The sequence below is a fragment of the Flavobacterium filum DSM 17961 genome (assembly GCF_000425465.1).
GTDB lineage: Bacteria > Bacteroidota > Bacteroidia > Flavobacteriales > Flavobacteriaceae > Flavobacterium > Flavobacterium filum.
The window spans coordinates 1-1718 of record NZ_AUDM01000049.1 but is presented as its reverse complement, the minus strand read 5'-3'; the positions used below and the strand labels follow the sequence as shown (position 1 = coordinate 1718).

The window sequence follows — 1718 nt, the reverse complement described above, 5'->3', positions numbered from 1 at the left end:
CGTCAGGCTGTGAAAAAAACCACTTTTCTCCTAAACTTCATCCTCTAAAACTTAATTTGTTTCGTTTTAAGCCAAGTTACATTTGGGTGTATTTTGATCTGTTCCAAAGCTAATTTGAGTTAAAAAGAGCTTTAAACAAGTCGTTTTTAAACAAAACAAGAACTTTCTCTTGTAAGGTGAGTTCCAAGCGTGAAGTTTAGCGAGTAAATCGGGCACACCGAGAATGTTGATGCTGCGTTTGATGTTATACACCAACATAATTAAGCTGTGTTCTCCGTTTACTTTTTCTAGTCCAATTAAATCGGTGTAATTATAGCCCCATTTTCGTTTGATGGTGCCAAAGATGTGTTCGTTTATCTCTTGCCTTTTTCGATACAGTTGTGGGTTGTCTTTGTATCGCTGGTGGTTCTGTTCTACTGCTTCAGCATACTGGCTTCGATCAATCTCTCGTCCTCCTTTTCTACTGGTGCATTGGTCTTTTACCAGGCAGGTTTTGCAAGCTGATGTGCGGTATTTTTGGAACTGATAACCGCTGTCCTCTGTACGTCCCGTTTTCTTGTGCCAACTACCGGAAGTGGTAAGAATTTGCCCCTGCGGACAAGTGTACGTGTTGTTTTCTTTGTTGTAGATAAACTTGGATACTAAATAATCGGGTTGCGTTCCGTTTTCATTGCTTTTGCCTTGGTCTGGATGGGCTACAATAGTGGTGATGCTGTTGCTTTTACAGGTTTCAATTTCTCTTCCGTTGTGATAACCTTTGTCGACTAATACGGTAAAGGTTTCTGCTTTTAGGTTTTCTTTAGCTTCTATGGCAATGGCCGAAAGTGCATTTTTGTCATTTCGATTAATGGTGTGCGTGGCAACTACCAAGTTGTGTTTATCGTCTACCGCGGCTTGAATGTTATACGACACTTCTACTACTTGACCTTGCACCAAGAGTGCTCTGGCATCGGGGTCGGTGGTGCTTATTTGCGGTTCGCCAGTGGCCTTTAGCTGTTCTTCCAGTAGTTCGTAGTTGATTTTGTTTTGCTTCAAGCGTTCGATCTTTTGTTGGATGTTGGTAACCGTTGTGCTGTTTTCTTGGGTGTCGTTTTGCTCTAATGCCGTGAGGTATTCTTGGGTTTTAGCTTCGATATACGCTAAGTGTTTGTCTATTTTCTTTTGATTGAAGTTGGCCTTTTTGCTATTGTGGGCTCTGGATTTGGTGCCATCAATGGCGATGGTTTTGCCGGAAATTAAATCGGCGTCTTTTAAAAACGAAACAAAGAGTTTAAAGAGTTGTTTCAGGGCTTTAGGATTGTCTTTTCTAAAATCGGCTATGGAGTGATAATTGGGACAAATAGCTTCCAAAAGCCATTGCATTTCCAAATTGCGAAGACATTCCTTTTCGAGTCGTCTTGAACTGCGAATGCCATTGATGTAGCCGTATAAATAGATTTTTAAAAATACGCGAGTATCAAAACTTGGTCGACCTTCTGATTTTAAAACTCTTGGCGTAAATCCTAATTTTTCTAAATCGATACTACCTACAAAAGCGTCAATAAATCGAACAGGATTGTCAGCTGATATAGTATCTTCTAAACTCGATACTTGTAACTGGTTACGGGAAATTCCTTGTATATATTGCATCACTAAATATACATAATTTACGTTTTTCTTACAAGTTTTTCGTTATATTTGTTAAAAAGATTGTGGAGGTTTTTTCACAGTCTGACGTT

1 protein-coding gene is annotated in these 1718 nt (G+C 39.5%); it reads right to left on the bottom strand.

The window, feature by feature from the left end:
* Positions 1 to 66: 66 nt before the first annotated feature.
* Positions 67 to 1629 (bottom strand): IS1182 family transposase, encoded by a 1563-nt coding sequence (locus H601_RS15830; RefSeq protein ID WP_245571661.1) that lies wholly within the window; start codon positions 1627 to 1629, stop codon positions 67 to 69.
* Between the last annotated feature and the right edge of the window lie 89 nt (positions 1630 to 1718).